This is a genomic window from Lacihabitans soyangensis, from assembly GCF_024343775.1.
Classification (GTDB): domain Bacteria; phylum Bacteroidota; class Bacteroidia; order Cytophagales; family Spirosomataceae; genus Leadbetterella; species Leadbetterella soyangensis.
In genome coordinates, this window is the sequence record NZ_RJUF01000098.1 from 1 (window position 1) to 490 (window position 490).

General features: G+C 40.2%; 1 protein-coding gene. It reads left to right on the forward strand.

Annotated features, from left to right (window positions below; translation table 11 throughout):
• The coding region (locus tag EGI31_RS14560; RefSeq protein WP_445468528.1) for a CLIPPER-2 domain-containing protein at nt 1-490 on the forward strand (490 nt) is incomplete at both ends.

Genomic DNA, 490 nt, shown 5'->3' on the forward strand with positions numbered 1-490 from the left:
GATGCGAATGGCTGTCAAACGACTGCGAGTGCAACGATAACGCAACCAGCAGCGGCAATTAGTGCTACCATCGTTGATTACACTTTAGGTTGTACAGAAACTAATGGTACAATAAATTTAACAGTTTCTGGTGGGACCGGAGGATACTTTTTTGATTGGGACAACGACGGTACTGGTGATTTTAATGATAACCAAAACTTGACAGCTGGTCCTGGCTCTTATAATGTAACTATAAGAGATGAGAATGGGTGTGAAATTGTAAGAACTGGAAATATTATTTTTACACCTTGTCCTGAATTGACAATCATAAAAACACAAACAGCAGGTCAAAACCTGGTAACGACTCCGGGTGTACTTACCTATACTATTGTTGTAACCAATACAGGCAATACTTCACAAACCGGAGTGGTGGTGCGTGATACATTACCGAATGGAACAGTAACCGTACTATCAGGTCAAACAGAAAGTCTTTCTGCTAACAATATTCTCA